Genomic DNA, 17,962 nt, shown 5'->3' with positions numbered 1-17,962 from the left:
CCTGCCCGCAAGGTGGCGGCAACCGGTTTGACGCGGACGCCGCGCCGGGTTCTGCTGCGCCGGGCGTTTGACACGCTGCAAAACCGCCGACTAGTTTGCCCCCCTTGCCGTATACGGCAACCACGATAAGACCTGCGTCCGCAACGCATCCGGAGAAGCGTGAGTCCCATGAAAATCCTCGTCCCCGTCAAGCGGGTGGTCGATTACAACGTGCAGGTCCGCGTCCGCGCCGACCAGCAGGGCGTCGAGACCACCGGCGTGAAAATGTCGATGAACCCGTTCGACGAGATTGCCGTCGAGGAGGCCGTGCGCCTCAAGGAAAAGGGCGTCGCCACCGAGATCGTCGTGCTGTCGATCGGCCCCGCCCAGGCACAGGACACGTTGCGCACCGCGCTCGCCATGGGGGCCGACCGCGCGGTGCTGATTACCGCCGAGCCGAACCCGGAGCCGCTGGCCGTCGCCAAGCTCATCAAGGCTGTCGCGGAGAAGGAAGGGCCGTCGATCATCATCCTGGGCAAGCAGGCGATCGATGACGACATGAACGCGACCTCGCAGTCCCTCGCCGCGCTGCTCGACTGGCCGCAGGGCACGTTTGCCTCCAAGGTCGAGGTCAAGGGCGAGGAGGTCGAGGTGACCCGCGAGATCGATGGCGGTCTGGAGACCGTCGCGCTGAAGCTGCCGGCGATCATTTCCACCGACCTGCGCCTCAACGAGCCGCGCTACGCTGCGCTGCCCAACATCATGAAGGCGCGCAAGAAGCCGCTGGAGACGCTCACGCCGGCCGATCTCAGCGTCGACGTGACCCCGCGCCTGGAGACGCTGAAGGTCGCCGAGCCGGCCAAGCGCCAGGGCGGCAAGAAAGTGGGTTCGGTCGCCGAACTCGTCGAGAAGCTCAAGACCGAAGCACGGGTGATCTGACCATGACCGCACTTGTCTTTATCGAACACGAGAACGGCGCCATCCGTCAGCCGTCGCGCTCGGCGATCGCCGCCCTGGCCAAGCTCGGCGACGTGCATGTGCTGCTCGCCGGCACCGATCTGTCTGCCGCCGCCACCGCCGCCGCGTCGATCGCGGGCGTTGCGAAGGTGCTAACCGCCGAGGACGCGGTGCTCGCCGACAACCTCGCCGAGCCGCTGGCCGCGCTGCTCACCGCACTGGCCGGCGACTACAGCCACGTCGCCGCGGCCGCCACCGCCGCCGGCAAGAACGCGCTGCCGCGTGCGGCCGCGCTGCTGGACGCGCAGGTGATCTCCGACATCGTCGGCGTCGAGGGCGCCGACACCTTCATCCGGCCGATCTATGCCGGCAATGCGCTGGCGACGGTGAAGTCGAAGGACCCGGTGAGGGTGCTGACGGTGCGTGCCGCCGCATTCCCGCCGGCCGAGCCCACGGGCGGCAGTGCCAGCACCGAGGCAGCTCCCGCCGCCGCGCTGGATGCGGCCAAGGCAGCCGCCGCAAAGTCGCGTCACGTCTCCTACGAGATCCACAAATCCGAGCGCCCGGAACTGTCCGCCGCCCGCGTGGTGGTCTCCGGCGGCCGCGGCATGGCGGCCTCGGAGAATTTCAAGCTGCTCGAACCGATCGCCGACAAGCTGGGTGCCGCCATCGGCGCCTCGCGCGCGGCGGTCGATTCCGGCTTCGTGCCCAACGACCGCCAGGTCGGCCAGACCGGCACCATCGTCGCCCCCGAGCTCTACATCGCGATCGGCATTTCCGGCGCGATCCAGCACCTCGCCGGCATGAAGGACAGCAAGGTCATCGTGGCGATCAACAAGGACGAGGAAGCGCCGATCTTCCAGGTCGCCGATTACGGCCTGGTCGCCGACCTGTTCAAGGCGGTGCCGGAGCTGGACGCGGAACTGGCGAAGGCCTGACGCCGATGGGGCGGTCGCAGACCGCCCCATCGAGGCAGATGCAACTGTCCGAGCCACCGGATCTGCGGGCCGGCGCAGGACCGGGAACGACGAGACATGAAAAGGCATCCCGTCGATCTGCGGTTGGCCGTGGGCCTTCCGGGACTCTTCGGCTCGCTCTTCATCGCGGCTCACTGGCTGGCGGGGCTGCCGTCTTACGGACTTGTTGCCCTGTGGATCCTCGTCGTGCCAATCACGATCATCATCGGTCTGCTGCACTTGTTGAGGAGACGATGGCGATCGGTCTTGTCTTGCATGGTGGCCATCGGCGTGATGTTCGGGATGATGCCGACGCTGGAACTTGCGAAGCTCGAGCTTGAACTGTCAAAAGTCGTCCCGGCGTATGATCGGGCGCTCGCCAGGCTTCCGCCCGATCAGCGGCACTTTCGGGCGTTTTTATGGGGCGGTGGCTTCGGTCAGACAGGCTCCTTCTTCATCTACACGGATGATCCGCAGGCCCTGATGCAAGGCCGACCGGCCCACCCCCCAGATACGATGCACTGGGGAGACAAGGCCGTCATGCAAGACATCTGCCGGGGCCGGGCGATACGCCTCCGCCCGCGATTCTTCTGGTGTGATCCCTATGGGGACCGGACCCCGGCGTCCCCGTAGCCGCAACCGTCGTTCGTTCGGATGCTCAGTAGAACGCCTGGATCCCCGTCTGCGCGCGACCGAGGATCAGCGCATGCACGTCGTGCGCACCCTCGTAGGTGTTGACGGTTTCCAGATTCATCAGATGGCGCATGACGTGATAGCCGGCCTGGATGCCGTTGCCGCCATGCATGTCGCGGGCGGCGCGGGCGATGTCGAGGGCCTTGCCGCAGTTGTTGCGCTTGATCAGCGAGATCATCTCCGGGGCCATCTCGCCGGCCTCGAACAGGCGACCCACCCGCAGTGAGCCCTGCAGGCCGAGCGCGATCTCGGTCTGCATGTCGGCGAGCTTCTTCTGATGCAGCTGGGTGGCGGCCAGCGGGCGGCCGAATTGGCGGCGGTCGAGGCCGTACTGCCGTGCGCGGTGCCAGCAATCCTCGGCAGCGCCCATCGCGCCCCAGGAGATGCCGTAGCGCGCGCGGTTGAGGCAGCCGAACGGGCCGCCGAGGCCGGAGACGTTGGGCAGCAGCGCGTCCTCGCCGACTTCGACATTGTCCATCACGATCTCGCCGGTGATCGAGGCGCGCAGCGACAGCTTGCCCTCGATCTTCGGTGCGGAGAGACCCTTCATGCCCTTTTCCAGCACGAAGCCGCGGATGCGGCCCTCATGCGCGTCGGACTTCGCCCAGACCACGAACACGTCGGCGATCGGCGCGTTGGAAATCCAGGTCTTGTTGCCAGTGATCCTGTAGCCGCCCTCGATCTTCTCGGCGCGGGTGTGCATGCCGCCCGGGTCGGAGCCGGCTTCCGGTTCGGTGAGACCGAAACAGCCGATGAATTCGCCGGTGGCGAGCCTGGGCAGGTATCTTTGCTTCTGTTCCTCGCTGCCATAGGCCTCGATCGGATACATCACCAGCGAGGACTGCACGCTCATCATCGAGCGATAGCCGGAATCGACCCGCTCCACCTCGCGCGCCACCAGGCCGTAGGCGACATAGCCCGCGCCGACACCGCCATATTCCTCGGCGACGGTGACGCCGAGCAGGCCGAGCGCGCCGAGCTCGCGGAAGATCTCGGGATCGGTGGTCTCGTCGAGGAAGGCGTCGGTCACGCGCGGGGCCAGCTTGTCCTGCGCATAGCGACGCGCCGTCTGCTGGATGTCGATCTCCTCGGGCGTGAGCTGCGCGTCGAGGCGCAGCGGGTCGGCCCAGTCGAACGCGGCCTTCGGCGAATGTGCGGAACCGTCCATGACCGTTTCCTCTCCTATGCAGCCTTGACCAGACCGCCGATCAACCCGCCCCGGGCATCGAGCCGGCAGAGATGCCAGTCGGTGTCGCCGAGGCGGAACTCGAGCAAGGCAAGATGCCGGAAGTAATGCGCGCCGAGATATTCCTCGGTCATGCCGATGCCGCCATGCAGCTGCACGGCCTGTTCGCCGATCTGGCGGGCGGCGCGATTGATCTGCACCTTCGCCGCCGAGATCGCCGCGGCACGCTCACCGGCATTCTCGTGTGAGGCCATCATCGCCGCGTAGTACGACATCGACCGCGACTGCTCGAGCGCGGTCAGCATGTCCACCGCCGCATGCTGCAAGGACTGGAAACTGCCGAACGCCACGCCGAACTGCTTGCGGGTCTTGAGATAATCCACCGTCATCTCGTGCAGGGCCGCCATCGCGCCGACCGCGTTCGCACACAGCGCCGCCACCGCGACGTCGAATCCCTGCTCGATGGCGGCGAAGGCCTCGCCGAGCACCCCGATGCGGGCCGCGTCGTCGACGCGGACGCCGTCGAGCACCAGCTCCGCATCGCGCCCGCCATCATGGGTCGCGACTTCGCGCACCGACAGGCCCGGCCGGTCCGCCTCGACCACGAACAGCGACAGACCGTCCCGATCGCGCCGCGATCCGGCGCTGCGTGCGCTGATGAGGAAATGCGACGCCCCGCCGCCGCTCTAGACCGCGGTCTTCGCCCCGTCCAGCACCCAGCCGTCGCCGTCGCGGCGCGCGGTGGTGGCGACGTCGGTGAGATCGTAGCGCGACTGACGCTCGCCATGCGCGAAGGCCAGCCTCGCACTGCCGTCGATCAGCCCGGGGGCGAGGGTGGCGCGCTGTTCTGGGGTAGCAGCCACGCGCGCCACGCCGCCGGCGAGGATCACCGACGCCAGCCAGGGCGCAGGCATCAGCGTGCGGCCGAAGGCTTCGGCAACCACCATCGTCTCGACCGGGCCGCCGCCGATGCCGCCCTCGTCCTCGCTCCAGGGCAGGCCGAGCAGGCCGAGTTCGCCGAGCTCACCCCATTGCGCGGCCGGGAAGCCGGCCGGCTGACGTGCGGCGTCCTGATACTGCGCCAGCGCGCCGTAATGGTCGCGCGCCCAGCGGGTGGCGGTCTCGGCCAGCATCGACTGTTCGGAGGAAAGGTCGAAATCCATCGTCTATGCCTTCAGAGTCCGAGAATGCCGCGGGCGATCACGTTGCGCTGGATCTCGTTGGAGCCGCCGTAGATCGAGACCTTGCGATAGTTCATGTAGGTCGCGGCCGCAGGGGATGCCCAATCGAGATCCCCTGCGAGATCGTCATCGATCCCGTTCGGAGCGTTGCCCGGGGGGGCGGCCGCAAACACCGCGGGACCGGCCAGTTCCATCAGCAGCTGCGTGGTCGCCTGCTGGAGCTGCGAGCCCTTGATCTTGAGGATCGACGAGGCCGGATCGGGGGCGGCGGTGCGGCTCTTGGCCTGCGCGGCGATCACCCGCATCTGCGTCATCTCCAGCGCCTTGAGCTCGACCTCGACCTCCAGCAGCCGGGTGCGGAACGCGGCGTCGTCCCACATCGTGCCGTCACCGGCCGGCACGCGACGCGCGAGGCGCTTGAGTCGCGCGACGCGCTCCTTCGAGACCCCGATGCGCGCGATGCCGGCGCGTTCGTTGGCGAGCAGGAATTTCGCGTAGTCCCAGCCCTTGTTTTCCTGCCCGACGAGATTGGCCACCGGCACGCGCACGCTGTCGAAGAACACCTCGTTGACCTCGTGGCGGCCATCGATGGTGATGATCGGCCGCACGGTGATGCCCGGCGTCTTCATGTCGATCAGCAGGAACGAGATGCCTTCCTGTTTCTTCGCCGCCGGATCGGTGCGCACCAGGCAGAAGATCCAGTCGGCATATTGCGCGAGCGTGGTCCAGGTCTTCTGCCCGTCGACGATGTAGTCGTCGCCGTCGCGCACCGCCCTGGTGCGCAGCGAGGCGAGATCGGAGCCCGAGCCGGGCTCGGAGAACCCCTGGCACCACCAGTCGTCGAGATTGGCGGCGCGCGGCAGGAAGCGCTGCTTCTGTTCCTCGCTGCCGAAGCGGGCGATCACCGGGCCGACCATGAAGCAGTTGAACTGCAGCGGCAGCGGCACGGCGGCGAACATCAGCTCATCGAAGAAGATCGTGCGCTGCACGGGGCTCCAGTCCTGCCCGCCCCATTCGACCGGCCAGTGGGGTACGGCCCAGCCGCGCCTGTTGAGGATGCGCTGCGTGGTGACGAGGTCGTCGCGCTCGAGCTTGTCGCCGCGCGACACCTTGTCGCGGATCGCCTCCGGGATCTCCGCCAGCAGGAAGGCCCGCACCTCGTCACGAAACGCCAGTTCCTCGGTGGTGTAGTTCAGGTCCATCGCAGTGCTCCGTGATCAGCTTTTGCGAGGCAGGTCGGCGAAACGCCCGCCAACGGCTGCGAGGCGCGCGAGCAGCGCAGACGGGCGCAGTCGCTCGTCGCCACTCTCCTCGGCGAATTGCCCCAGTTTGTCGGCGATCTTCGACAATCCCTCGCGATCGGCCCAGTGCATCGGACCGCCACGCCAGGCCGGCCAGCCATAGCCGTTGACCCAGACCAGATCGATGTCGGAGACGCCGGCGGCGATGCCCTCGTCGAGGATGCGCGCGGCCTCGTTGATCATCGGGTAGAACAGGCGCGCGAGGATGTCCGGTGTCTCCAGCGAGTGGGGTGCGAGGCCCAGCTCCGCGGCCTTGCCCGCGATCATCGCAGCGCCCGCGTCATCGGCGACACCCTGCCGCGTGCCATCGGGATAGGCGAAATAGCCCGCACCGGTCTTCTGTCCGAGCCGCCCGGCCTCGACCATCATGTCGGCGATCGGAGCGAAGCCGCCATAGGCGCGGCGGTTGCGATAGCCGATGTCGAGACCGGCGAGATCGCCCATTGCCAGCGGGCCCATGCGGAAGCCGAAATCCGTCACCGCCGTGTCGATCGCCTCGCGTGCGACCCCGGCCAGCAGCAGCCGCTCGGCGGCGACGCCGCGCGGGCCGAGGATGCGGTTGCCGACGAAGCCGGGGCAGTTGCCGACCACCACCGGCAGCTTGCCGATCCGCCGCGCCAGCGCCAGTGCGGTGGCGATCGCCTCGGGTGCGGTCGCCGCACCGCGCACGATCTCCAGCAGCCGCATGACGTTGGCCGGCGAGAAAAAATGCAGGCCGATGACCCGTTCTGGATGCGAGATCGCCGAGGCGATGCGGTCGATGTCGAGATAGGAGGTGTTGGTCGCCACGATCGCATCCGGTGGGACGATCGCATCCAGCCTGTCGAACAGCTCGGTCTTGACCGACATTTCCTCGAACACCGCCTCGATCACCAGATCCGCACCGGCGGCGTCCGACAGGTCGATGCTGCCGGTGATCAGCGCCCGTCGCGCCTCAGCCTGCTCCTCGCTCAGCGAGCCGCGCCGGATCGAGTTGGCCCACAGATCGTGGATCCGCGCCGTTCCGCGCGCGAGTGAGTCGGCGCCGCTCTCGATCAGCGTCACTTTCAGCCCGGCCTGCACCAGTGCCATGGCGATGCCGCCGCCCATGGTGCCGGCACCGATCACAGCGACATGGGTGATCGGGCGGGCGGCGGTGTCGCGGCCCACGCCAGGCACCTTGCCCGCCTCGCGCTCGGCGAAGAAGAGGTGGCGAAGTGCCGCCGAACGCGGATCGTTCATCAGATCGAGGAAGGCGGCGCGTTCCACCGCAAGTCCGGCGGCAAGGTCGTCGCCGAAGGCGGCGCGCACGCAATCGGCGATCGCCGGCAGGTTGAATGCGTCGCGATCGGCAGCGATCGCCTTGTCAGCGGCGGTCTCGAACGCCTCGCGCCGGGTGGGATCGGCCTGCCGCTCGCCGGCACTTGGCAAGGGGCCGCCGACACAGGCCAGCGCCTCGGCGCGTGCGACCGCAGCCCCGACGAGATCGCCCTCGGCGGGCTCGGCCAGCCCAAGCGCACAGGCGCGGGCCGCATCGACGGGCTTGCCCGAGGCGATCATGCCGAACGTCACCGCCGGATCGAGCAGGCGCGGCAACCGCTGGGTGCCGCCCGCACCCGGCAGCAGACCCAGCTTGACCTCCGGCAGGCCGAGCTGCGCCTTTGGGCACACCAGACGGACATGACAGGCCAGAGCGAGCTCCAGACCGCCGCCAAGGGCGGCACCGCCGATCGCGGCGACCACCGGTTTGGCCGCCACCTCGATCTCGTCGAGCAGGTCCGGCAGGGCGGGGGGCAGCGGCGGCTTGCCGAACTCGGTGATGTCGGCCCCGGCGACGAAGATGCGGCCTGCGGCGGCGATCACCAGCCCGTCGACCGCCGGATCGGCCAGGGCTGTGCGCAGGGCAGCCTGCAGGCCGGCCCGCACCCGGCCGGCGAGCGCATTGACCGGCGGATTGTCGATCACCAACACGCGGATGGCGCCGCGATCCTCGATGGCGACGGCCCCACCGCCCGCGGCGGGCGTCATCTCTCGCGTCACGGTCTGCGTCTCGTCTGGCATCTTGTTCGACACTTTGTTCTGCAATGCAGTTCGTTATCCACCCTTGACGTCGACCGTGCGCCTTGTCCGGAAAGGGGTCAAGTCGAAACCGATGGAGCCGCAAGCTTGCGAAGGCGCTTAGTTTGCCGGAATATGCAGCGGTCTTGTCGAGTTACATGGCGCGATCCGGCGTCATTGATGGCCGCTTGGAGGGAGGCTGAACATGGATCAACTCCAGAGTAAGTTCCGCATAGCGGAACTGCCGAGCGACCCCGACGATCGTCATTTCGTCACCGCCCTGGCGCGCGGGCTCGACCTGTTGGCCTGTTTCCGTCGCGGCGAGGGCAGTCTCGCCAATGGCGACTTCGCCCAGCGCAGCGGCCTGCCGCGATCGACGGTCTCGCGCCTGACGCGGACGCTGACCCGGACCGGGCATCTGCATCTCGACGCCGAGCAGGGCCGTTATCAGCCCGGTCCGGCGCTGATCGCGCTGGCCTCGACCATTCTCGGCGGGCTGGAGCTCAAGGAAATCGCCCGGCCCGGCATGCGGGCGCTGGCGGCCTATTCCGGCGCCTCGGTCGGGCTCGGCGTGCGTGACCGGCTGTCGATGCGCTACATCGCCTGCGAGACCGACGAGGCCCATGCGGCGGCGATGAACATGGGGGTGGGCTCGCGGCTGTCGATCGCACGCTCCTCGATGGGCCGCGCCTATCTTGCCGTCTGCGACGAGGCCGAGCGCCACGACATCGTCGAGGAGCTGCACGTCGTCGACCCGGAAGGCTGGGCCGCGATCGGGCCGGGGGTGCAGGCGGCGATCGAGGATCACCACCGCGACGGCTGCTGTCGTTCGTTCGGCGACTGGCAGCCCGGGGTCAATGCGATCGCCGTCGGCTTCCGCACCGCGCCCGGCATGCCGGTGATGGCACTGAGCTGCGGCGCGCCGGCGGAGCTGCTCTCACCCGTGCGACTGCTCGACGACATCCGGCCACGGCTGATCGCGCTCGCGCACTCGCTGTGTGCCGGCAAGTGAAGACATAAAGACAACGACAGGAAACGACCGATGAACGATGCCGCAGACGATCCGGCGGACGACGATCTTCCCTTAGCGGGGGTGAAGGTTCTCGATCTCAGCCGCGTGCTGGCGGGGCCGTGGTGTGCGATGGTGCTCGGCGATTTCGGCGCAGACGTGCTCAAGATCGAGCACCCCGAGCGCGGCGACGACACCCGCGACTGGGGCAACCGCACCGGCGAGACCACCACCACCTATTTCGACAGCATCAACCGCAACAAGCGCTCGATCAGCCTCGACCTGCACAGCGAGACCGGCATCGCCGAGGTCGGCCGTCTGGTGAAGAATGCCGACATTCTCGTGCAGAACTTCAAGTTCGGGGGCGCCGACCGTCTGGGCATCGGTTACGAGGCGATGGCGGCGATCAACCCGGGGCTGATCTACTGCTCGGTGTCCGGCTATCCGCCCGACGGGCCGGAAGCGGCGCGTCCTGGCTACGACCTGCTGGTGCAGGGCGAGGCGGGGCTGATGGCGATCAATGGTGAGGCGGACCAGCCGCCGCTGAAATTCGGCGTCGCTGTGGTCGATCTGTTCACCGGCCAGTATGCCGCCCAGGCGGTGCTGGCCGCACTCTACAGGCGCAGCCGCACCGGACGCGGCAGCCATGTCGCGTTGTCGCTGTTCGATTGCGGGCAGAACCTCCTGGTCTATTACGGGCTCGACGCACTGCATGACGGGCGCGACCCGCCGCGCTGGGGCAATGCGCATCCCTCGATCGTGCCTTACGGAGTCTATGAAACCGCCGACGGGCCACTGGTGGTGACGGTCGGCAACAACGCGCAGTTCCTGCGCTTCTGCACCGAGGTGATCGAGCGCCCCGACATTGCCGCCGACCCGCGTTTCCGCACCAATCTCGACCGGGGCACGCACCGCGCCGCACTGATCCCCGAGATCCTGCGCGAGCTGCGCGCCCGGCCGCGCGCCGAGCTGCGCCGCCGCCTCGACGCGGCCGGTATCCCCGGCGGCGAGGTGCTGGGCGTACACGAGGCGCTGACCTCGGAGCGCACGCGGCGGGCCGGCGGCGTCGTTCAGGAGACCAACGCGCAGGGCGAGCGCTTCGTGCTCGCCCCGCCGTACCGGATCGACGGGCGCCGCCTGCAGGTGCGGATGATGCCGCCGCCGCTCGAGCGTGTCTGATCAGTTCAGGCGCTGCATGCGCCGGGCGGCCTGTGCGTGGGCGCGCAGGATGTCGCCCAGACCGGCGATCTGCGGCTCGCCGCGCTCGACCAGGACCCGGCCGGCGACCACGGTGGTGCCGGCGACCGCCGGGGCGCAGCGCAGCCAGGCCTCGACGGGGTCCGACAGCGCGCCGGCCAGTGCGACCTCGGACATCTGCCAGATGACGAAATCCGCACATGCGCCGACGCGCAGATGGCCGAGCTCGTCCTCCCGCCCGAGACAGGCCGCGCCGCCGCGGGTGGCGAGATCGAGCGCGTCGCGCGCGGTCATCGAGGCGGGCCCGTTGCGGTAGCGGCCAAGCAGCAGCGCCTGTCGCGTCTCCAGCCACAGCGAGGCGGAATCGGTCGAGGCCGACCCGTCGCAGCCCAACCCCACGCGCATGCCGCGCCGGCGCAGATCCATGGCATCGAGGCTGCCGCCGCCGATCATCATGTTCGAGCACGGGCACTGCACGGCGCACACCCCGGCATGGGCGAGGCGGTCGATCTCCGCCTTACTCGGGTAGATGAAATGCGCGACCCACGTCCGGTGGCTGGCCCAGCCGACGCGCTCGAGATACTCGACCGGCGTGCAGCCATAGACCTCGGCGCAATAGCGGTCCTCGTCATGGTCCTCGGCGAGATGGGTGTGCAGGCGCAGGTCGTGGCGTTCGGCGAGTTCGGCCGAACGGCGCATGATCGATTCCGACACCGAGAACAGCGAGCACGGCGCGAGGGCGACGCGGCCCATCGCGCCCGGCGCGGGGTCGTGGAAGCCACGCACGAGACGCTCGCTGTCCGCGAGGATCGTGTCCTCGTCCTGCACCACCGAGGCCGGCGGGAGGCCGCCATCGTCGACGGAACGCGTCATCGAGCCGCGGGTGGCATGGAAGCGGAAGCCGATCTCGCGCGCCGCACGGAACTGCGCGTCGATCAGCTGCGGACGCGGATGGACATACATGTGGTCCATCGAGGTGGTGCAGCCGCCCATCAGCAGCTCGACCATGGCGACGAAGGTCGAGAGATAGACGTTCTCGTCGTCGAGACCCGCCCAGAGCGGATACAGCGTGGTCAGCCATTCGAACAGCGAGCCGTTCACCGCCGGCGCATGGGCGCGGGTGAGGTTCTGGTACATGTGGTGATGCGCGTTGATGAGCCCCGGCGTGAGCAGTGCGCCGCCGGCGTCGATGGTGCGCGCGGCGGACGGCGCCAGCACGTCCGGTCCGCCATAGGCGGAGATGCGGCCGTCAGTGACGGCCAGCCAGCCGCCGGCGATCTCGATACCGCGGTCGATGACGAGATAGGCGTTGATGACCAGATAATCGGCCATGATCGGGGCCCTTTCGCTGTGTCGCGACGGGCCCTGTTCCGGCATTGCGAGCGCTGGATCGTCATCGGCGGCCAAGGGCTGCCGAACGGGCGGTGTACCCCGCTCCTAGCAATCCTCAGCCGGGCGAGGCAACAGGTTTCGTGCCCGCCACCGGCCTGGTCCAGCCGCCGCCGAGTGCGCGGTAGACGGTGACGAGGTTCTGCAGCTGTGCCTCGCGCACGCTGACCAGCGTCTGCTGCGCGGCATAGAGCGAACGCTGCGCATCGAGCGTGGTCAGATATGTGTCGACCCCGGCATCGAAGCGCATCTTCGCCAGCCGGTAGTAATCGGAGGCGGCGTTCACGTCGCGCTGCTGGGCGGCGGTCTGGTCGCGGTAGGTCGCGCGTGCGACCAGCGCGTCGGACACCTCGCGGAACGCGGTCTGGATGGTTTTTTCGTAGGCGGCGACATCCGCATCGGCCTGCGTCTTGGCGATGTCGAGATTGGCGCGGTTCTTGCCCCAGGTGAAGATCGGCACCGTCAGCGCCGGTGCGACCGTCCAGGTGGTCGCCGCCGAGGTGAACAGCTTGTTGAACTGCAGGCTCTGCAGCCCGTCGCTCGCCGTGAGCGTCAGCTGGGGAAAGAACGCCGCCCGCGCCGCACCGATATTGGCATTCGCCGCCAGCAGCGTGTGCTCGGCCTGCATGATGTCGGGACGCTGTGTGAGCAGATCCGACGGCAGTCCGGCGGGAATGTCGGCCAGCAGGGTCTGCGAGCCCAGCGGCGCCGGCGGCGGCAGGTCGGCCGGCAGCGGGGCGCCGATGTCGAGCACCAGCGCATTGATGTCCTGTGCGACCTGACGCTGATACTGCGCAAGATTGGCGCGCGCGGTCTCGACGGAAGTCTGCACCTGACGCAGCGTGAGCAGGGTGGTCGCGCCGTGGTCGAACTCGGCCTGGGTCAGCCGCAGCGTGGCGGACTGCGCGCCGAGCGTGTCCAGCGTCACCTTGAGCTGTTCGCGATCGGCGAGCCAGGCGATGTAGTCGCTCGCCACGGTGCCGATGACGGTGATCTGCACCGCACGCTGGTTCTCGCGTTGTGCGAGCCAGGTCTCGAAGGCCTGGCGGCTGAGATTGCGCAACCGGCCGAACAGGTCGATCTCGTAGGAGGAGAAGCCGACACCGGCCTGGTAGTAGCGGAACGTGCCACCACCCTGACCGGCGAAGCCCGAGGAGCCCGATCCGGCGCCGGTACCCGCGCTGCCGCCGTTGCCCACGCCCGCGGAGCCCGCGCTCGAGCTGGCCGACGAGCCGACCAGCCCGCTGTCGGACAGGCCCTGGTAATTGGCCGAACCCTGCAGGCCGATCGACGGAAACAGGTCGGCCCGCGCGAGGCGGAACTGCGCCTGGGCCTGCGCGACCTGGATGACGGCGGTGCGCAGGTCGCGGTTGTCGCGCAGTGCGATGCCGATGAGTCGGCGCAGGCGCGCGTCGGTGAAGAATGCCTCCCAGGCGATCGACTGCGCCGGCGGCATCGTCGGACGCGCCGATGCACCATTGGCCGGATAGGTCGGCGCGGTCGGCAAGACCGGGCGATGATAGTCCGGCGAGAGATCGCAGCCCGCGAGCAGGGTGGCCGAGGCCACCAGGGACAGCAGGAGGTTGCGTCTCATCGCGCCGGCTCCTCGTCCACGCCCGGCCGACCGGGCGGCACCTTGAAGAGTTTCAGCACCAGCACGAAGAACAGCGGAACGAAGAAGATCGCCAGCACCGTCGCGGCCAGCATGCCGCCCACCACCGCGGTGCCGATCGCGTTCTGCGAGCCCGCGCCTGCGCCCGTCGAGATCGCCAGCGGCAGCACGCCAAGAATGAATGCCAGCGAGGTCATCAGGATCGGCCGCAGCCGCTGCTCGGCGGCGTGCAGCGCGGAGTCGACCAGCGACATGCCCTCGTCGTAGTTCTCCTTGGCGAATTCGACGATCAGGATGGCGTTCTTGGCCGCCAGGCCGATCGTGGTCAGCAGGCCGACCTGGAAATAGACGTCGTTGCTGAGCCCGCGGAACAGCGTCGCCAGCGCGACGCCGAGAATGCCCAGGGGCACCACCAGCAGCACGGCGGTCGGGATCGACCAGCTCTCGTAAAGGGCCGCCAGACAGAGGAACACCACGATCAGCGACAGGCTGTACAGCAACGTCGTCTGCGAGCCCGCCTTCTGTTCCTCATAGGACATGCCTGTCCACTGGTAGCCGATGCCGTCCGGCAGCTTGCCGGCCAGTGTTTCCATCTCCTTCATGGCCGTACCGCTGCTTTCGCCCTCTGCCGGCGCGCCGAGCAGCTCGATGGCCGGCAGGCCGTTGTAGCGCTGCAGCTTCGGCGCACCGTAGATCCAGTTTCCGGTCATGAAGGCCGACAGCGGCACCATCTGTTCGAGACTGCCGACAGTCGCACCGCTGGCCGCCGTGGCGGCGGCATTGTTGCGGACATACCATTTGGCAAAGTCGTCCGGCTGCATGCGGGTCGCCGCCTCGCCCTGGAGATAGACGCGCTTGATGCGGCCTTCGGCGAGGAAATCGTTCACATAGGACGACCCCCAGGCCGAGCCGAGGATGGTGTTGATGTCGGACAGCGTGATGCCGTAGGCGGCAGCCTTCTCGCGATCGATATCGACCTTGAACTGCGGCTCGTCATCGAGATCGTTCGGTCGCACCTGCGACAGTTTCGGATCCTTCGCCGCCATGCCGAGCAACTGGTTGCGGGCCGCGACCAGCGCCTCGTGTCCCACGCCGCCGATGTCGCGAAGTTCGAAGTCGAAGCCCGTCGCGTTGCCGAGCTCGAGCACCGCCGGCGGGATGAAGGCAAACACCTGCGCATCGCGGATGGCGCCGAAATGCTGCATCGCGCGGCCGGCGATGGCCTGCGCGGAACCCCGCCCCGAGCCGCGCTTGTCGAAGTCCTTGAGACTGACGAAGGCGATGCCGGCGGTCTGGCCGCGGCCGACGAAGCCGAAGCCGTTCACCGCGAACACGCTCTTGACGTAGTCGCCTTCCTTGTCGAGCAGGTAGTGCGTGACGTCGTCGAGCACCGCCTGGGTGCGGTTGCCGGTCGCACCCGGCGGCTCGGTGACCTGCACGAACATCACGCCCTGGTCCTCGTCGGGCAGGAAGCCGCCGGGGATGCGCAGGAAGGCGAACGCCATCACCGCGATCAGCACCACATACATTACCATCGGCAGCAGCGGCCGCGCGATCATCCGGCTCACCCAGCCGCCATAGGCACGGTTGGTGCGGTCGAAACTGCGGTTGAACCAGCCGAAGAAGCCGCGCTCCCCGGCCCCTTTCTTCTTGCGCTTGAGGATCGTCGCGCACAGCGCGGGCGTGAACACCATTGCGGTGATCACCGACAGCACCATCGAGGCGACGATGGTGACGGAGAACTGGCGATAGATCACGCCCACCGAGCCGCCGAAGAACGCCATCGGCAGGAACACCGCCGACAGCACCGTGGCGATGCCGACCAGCGCGCCGGTGATCTGGCCCATCGAGCGGCGGGCGGCCTGTTTTGGCGTAAGGCTCTCGTCCTCCTCCATCAGGCGCTCGACATTCTCGACCACCACGATCGCGTCGTCGACCAACAGGCCGATCGCCAGCACCATGCCGAACATGGTCAGCGTGTTGATCGAATAGCCGGCGACGCCGAGCACCGCGCAGGTGCCGAGCAGCACCACCGGCACCGCAATGGTCGGGATCAGGGTGGCGCGGAAATTCTGCAGGAAGATGAACATGATGACGAAGACGAGGCCGATGGCCTCGAACAGCGTCTCCACCACGTCGTGGATCGACAGCCGCACGAAGGGCGAGGTGTCATAGGGATAGACGACGTCGATGCCCCGCGGGAGCTGCGGGCGCAGCTCGTCGATGGTCTGCTTGACGGCGGCGACGGTATTGAGCGCATTGGCGCCCGAGGCGAGCTTGATCGCGATGCCGGCCGCCGGCTTGCCGTTGTATTCTGTATTCACCGAATACTGCTCAGGCCCCATCTCGATGCGCGCGATATCGCGCAGGTGGATGCGCGCACCCGAGCTCAGCACCTTGACGAGGATGTTGGAGAACTGCTCGGGCGTGTTGAGATAGGTCGGCCCGATGATGGTGGCGTTGAGCTGCTGGCCGCCCACCGCCGGCAGGCCGCCGAGCTCGCCGGCGGCGACCTGCACGTTCTGCGACGAGATCGCACTAGCGACGTCGGAGGTGGTCAGCGAGTACGAATTCAGCTTGGCAGGATCGAGCCAGATCCGCATGGCATATTCGGTGCCGAAGAGCTGGTAGTCGCCGACACCTTCGGTACGCGACAGCGGGTCCTGGATCTTCGAGGCGATCATGTCGGCGACGTCGCCGCTGGTCATGCGCCCGTCCGTCGACACGAACCCCGCCACCATCAGGAAGTTCTTGGTCGCCTTGGCGACCCGGATACCCTGCTGCTGCACCTCCTGCGGCAGGCGGGGCTCGGCGAGCTGGAGCTTGTTCTGCACCTGCACCTGGGCGATGTCGGGATTGGTGCCCTGGTCGAAGGACAGGGTGATGTCCATCGACCCGTCCTTGTCGCTTTCGGAATCGATGTAGAGCAGATGGTCGATGCCCGAGAGCTGCTGCTCGATGACCTGCACGACGGTCGACTGCACGGTCTCTGCCGATGCGCCCGGATAGGTGACGGTGATCGACACCGCCGGCGGCGCGATCGACGGATACTGGGCGACCGGCAGGGTGTTGAGTGAGAGCAGGCCGGCGATGATGGTGACGATCGCCAGCACCCAGGCGAAGACCGGGCGGCCGATGAAGAACTGCGACATCAGTTCGCACCCGGCGCGGCGGCGCCCACCGGCACCAGCTTCACGCCGTCGATACGCACCTCATGCGGGTTGACCGCGCTGCCCGGCTTGGCCGACTGGGTGCCGGCGACGATGACGCGATCGCCGGCAGCGAGGCCGGAATCGACCAGCCAGTCGGTGCCGATGGAGCGGTTGATCGCGAGATTGCGGACCGCGACCTTGCCGTCGCCGCCGACCACCAGCGCCTGCGCCTGGCCCTTGGCGTCGTGCGTGACCCCTCGCTGCGGCACCAGCAGCCCGTCGGGGCGCACGCCCTCCTCGATCGTCTCGCGCACGAACATGCCCGGCATCAGCAGGCCGTCCGGATTGGGAAAGAGGGCCCGCATCGTCACCGAACCGGTCGACGGATCGACGGTGACCTCGGAGAACAGCAGCCGGCCGGGCTGTGCATAGGGGGTCCCGTCATCGAGCACCAGATGCACCTCGGCCGCCTCGTCGCCAGCGGAGCGGAGCTGGCCGGCGGCGTACTCGCGCTTGAGACGCAGCATGGTGCCGACCGGCTGCGTGACATCGACATAGATCGGGTCGAGCTCGGTGACGGTGACCAGCGAATCGGTCTGGTTGGCCGTCACCAGCGCGCCTTCGGTGACCAGCGTGCGACCGGTGCGACCGGTGATCGGTGCGAACATCTTCGTATAGGCGAGATTGACCTCCGCACTCTGCACGGCGGCGAGCCCGGAGGCGACGTCGGCGCGCGCCTGGCCCAGGGTGGAGACCGCGTTGTCGAGATCGAGCTTGCTGACAGCGAACGCCTTGGCCAACGGCCGGTAGCGGTTGACGGTCTGCTGTGCGGCGAACACCGACGCCCGCGCCTTCTCGACCGACGCCTTCGCACTCGCCAGCGTCGCCTGATAGGGGCGCGGGTCGATCTGGTAGAGCTGCTGCCCGGCGTGGACCACCTGCCCTTCCTCGAACAGCCGATGCAGGATCACGCCGCTCACCTGCGGGCGAACCTCGGCGATGCGATGCGCCGACAGCCGCCCGGGCAGCTCGGTCTTCAGCGTCACCGGCTGCGTGTGCAGCACCACCACATCGACATCGGGCGTGTGCTGGGGGGGCTGTTTCGGTTTGCGGTCGCATCCCGCGAGCAGCGTGACGGCCGCCAGACACACCAGACCATGCAGATGCAGGCGCATAGCCACGCTCCCCAAACACGCCGTCGAAAAAAGGAAACCAGATAGTTTCCGTAACATGGAAACTATCGGGTTTCCAAACGCCGGTCAACCGGGCATGCTCGTGGCCGCAATGAGGCGGGGAACACGGTGAGCGGCGGG

General features: G+C 68.1%; 14 protein-coding genes. 5 read left to right on the top strand and 9 right to left on the bottom strand.

Translation table 11 applies throughout. The features are described 5' to 3' along the window. The first annotated feature begins 168 nt into the window (after positions 1-168). From FHR90_RS01400 to FHR90_RS01390, 3 genes are all read left to right on the top strand, one after another. Complete coding sequence (locus FHR90_RS01400) at positions 169-918, top strand: electron transfer flavoprotein subunit beta/FixA family protein (protein ID WP_176625645.1); 750 nt, start codon at positions 169-171, stop codon at positions 916-918. A 2-nt stretch (positions 919-920) separates the two neighbouring features. Continuing rightward, positions 921-1,874 carry an electron transfer flavoprotein subunit alpha/FixB family protein gene (locus FHR90_RS01395; RefSeq protein WP_183274622.1) on the top strand — a complete coding sequence of 318 codons (954 nt, stop codon included), beginning with the start codon at positions 921-923 and terminating at the stop codon, positions 1,872-1,874. 96 nt (positions 1,875-1,970) lie between these two features. Further along, a complete protein-coding gene (locus FHR90_RS01390) occupies positions 1,971-2,525 on the top strand; it encodes a hypothetical protein (RefSeq protein WP_176623864.1) in 555 nt (184 codons plus the stop codon). Between the two features lie 25 nt (positions 2,526-2,550). Here FHR90_RS01390 and FHR90_RS01385 read toward each other — a convergent pair whose 3' ends face one another. The 5 genes from FHR90_RS01385 to FHR90_RS17580 all read right to left on the bottom strand — a co-directional run bounded on the left by FHR90_RS01385 (position 2,551) and on the right by FHR90_RS17580 (position 8,293). Next, positions 2,551-3,753: an acyl-CoA dehydrogenase gene (locus tag FHR90_RS01385; protein WP_176623862.1), complete on the bottom strand. Its 1,203-nt coding sequence runs from the start codon at positions 3,751-3,753 to the stop codon at positions 2,551-2,553. Positions 3,754-3,767: 14 nt separating this feature from the next. Beyond that, the gene (locus tag FHR90_RS17310) at positions 3,768-4,376 is read right to left on the bottom strand and encodes an acyl-CoA dehydrogenase family protein (RefSeq protein WP_266152612.1); all 609 of its coding nucleotides are present in this window, start codon (positions 4,374-4,376) and stop codon (positions 3,768-3,770) included. Positions 4,377-4,457: 81 nt separating this feature from the next. Further along, positions 4,458-4,934 (bottom strand): acyl-CoA dehydrogenase family protein, encoded by a 477-nt coding sequence (locus FHR90_RS17305; RefSeq protein WP_246329943.1) that lies wholly within the window; start codon positions 4,932-4,934, stop codon positions 4,458-4,460. A gap of 11 nt (positions 4,935-4,945) precedes the next feature. After that, positions 4,946-6,154: an acyl-CoA dehydrogenase family protein gene (locus FHR90_RS01375; RefSeq protein ID WP_176623860.1), complete on the bottom strand. Its 1,209-nt coding sequence runs from the start codon at positions 6,152-6,154 to the stop codon at positions 4,946-4,948. A 15-nt stretch (positions 6,155-6,169) separates the two neighbouring features. Continuing rightward, positions 6,170-8,293, bottom strand: coding sequence for a 3-hydroxyacyl-CoA dehydrogenase NAD-binding domain-containing protein (locus FHR90_RS17580; RefSeq protein ID WP_183274621.1), 2,124 nt, complete (start codon positions 8,291-8,293; stop codon positions 6,170-6,172). Positions 8,294-8,495: 202 nt separating this feature from the next. On the opposite strand from FHR90_RS17580, the gene FHR90_RS01365 reads away from it, so the two are divergent. Both FHR90_RS01365 and FHR90_RS01360 read left to right on the top strand, forming a co-directional pair. Beyond that, a complete protein-coding gene (locus FHR90_RS01365) occupies positions 8,496-9,302 on the top strand; it encodes an IclR family transcriptional regulator (RefSeq protein WP_176625856.1) in 807 nt (268 codons plus the stop codon). A 30-nt stretch (positions 9,303-9,332) separates the two neighbouring features. Next, a complete protein-coding gene (locus FHR90_RS01360; protein WP_183274620.1) occupies positions 9,333-10,478 on the top strand; it encodes a CaiB/BaiF CoA transferase family protein in 1,146 nt (381 codons plus the stop codon). Here the strand turns inward: FHR90_RS01360 and FHR90_RS01355 are convergent, their stop codons facing one another. The 4 genes from FHR90_RS01355 to FHR90_RS01340 form a co-directional block, all read right to left on the bottom strand. Then, complete coding sequence (locus FHR90_RS01355) at positions 10,479-11,828, bottom strand: 8-oxoguanine deaminase (RefSeq protein ID WP_183274619.1); 1,350 nt, start codon at positions 11,826-11,828, stop codon at positions 10,479-10,481. 115 nt (positions 11,829-11,943) lie between these two features. Continuing rightward, a complete protein-coding gene (locus FHR90_RS01350) occupies positions 11,944-13,479 on the bottom strand; it encodes an efflux transporter outer membrane subunit (RefSeq protein WP_176623265.1) in 1,536 nt (511 codons plus the stop codon). Further along, positions 13,476-16,649 carry an efflux RND transporter permease subunit gene (locus FHR90_RS01345; RefSeq protein WP_176623267.1) on the bottom strand — a complete coding sequence of 1,058 codons (3,174 nt, stop codon included), beginning with the start codon at positions 16,647-16,649 and terminating at the stop codon, positions 13,476-13,478. Before FHR90_RS01345 ends, FHR90_RS01350 begins: the two co-directional genes overlap by 4 nt. Beyond that, complete coding sequence (locus FHR90_RS01340) at positions 16,649-17,824, bottom strand: efflux RND transporter periplasmic adaptor subunit (RefSeq protein ID WP_176623268.1); 1,176 nt, start codon at positions 17,822-17,824, stop codon at positions 16,649-16,651. The genes FHR90_RS01345 and FHR90_RS01340 overlap by 1 nt, the downstream gene beginning before the upstream one ends. Between the last annotated feature and the right edge of the window lie 138 nt (positions 17,825-17,962).

The sequence above is a fragment of the Endobacter medicaginis genome (assembly GCF_014192375.1).
Lineage (GTDB): Bacteria > Pseudomonadota > Alphaproteobacteria > Acetobacterales > Acetobacteraceae > Endobacter > Endobacter medicaginis.
This window is presented reverse-complemented; position numbering and strand designations above follow the sequence as displayed.